Origin of the sequence: Pseudomonas sp. B2M1-30 (assembly GCF_025447575.1) — a bacterium.
GTDB classification, from domain to species: Bacteria; Pseudomonadota; Gammaproteobacteria; order Pseudomonadales; family Pseudomonadaceae; genus Aquipseudomonas; species Aquipseudomonas botevensis.
On record NZ_JAOEJT010000047.1, the window covers coordinates 1 to 350 of the forward strand.

A 350-nucleotide genomic window follows, 5' to 3' on the forward strand; every position below is an offset into this window, starting at 1 on the left:
ACTGGCGCACCGACAGTCGCGGTGTAGGTGACGGTGCTACCTTCAGCCGCCGACGCGGTCGCCGTCAGCTTCACGGTAGTGGTGTCGATGGTGTCAGTGACCTGGGTTACGGCTGGTGTACTGCTGGTCACCAGATTTTCGAAGTTGCCACCGGTAGCGTTGGTGATCGTGGCCTGCACCGGGCCGGCGTCCTTGTAGACGTCATCCGATGGAGCCGGAACGGTCACCGTGCCGGTGGTTTTACCGGCTTCGATGGTGATCGTCGAGCCGTTGCTCAGCGTTACAGTCACCGGGGTGCCCGCAGCGTTGGTCAGGGTAGCGGTGTAGATGATCGAACCGCCCTCGGCGAC

At 62.9% G+C, this 350-nt stretch carries 1 protein-coding gene; it reads right to left on the bottom strand.

Annotated elements, in window-relative coordinates:
* On the bottom strand, nucleotides 1-350 hold a 350-nt coding region (locus N8H74_RS29255; RefSeq protein WP_262152182.1), incomplete at both ends, for an immunoglobulin-like domain-containing protein.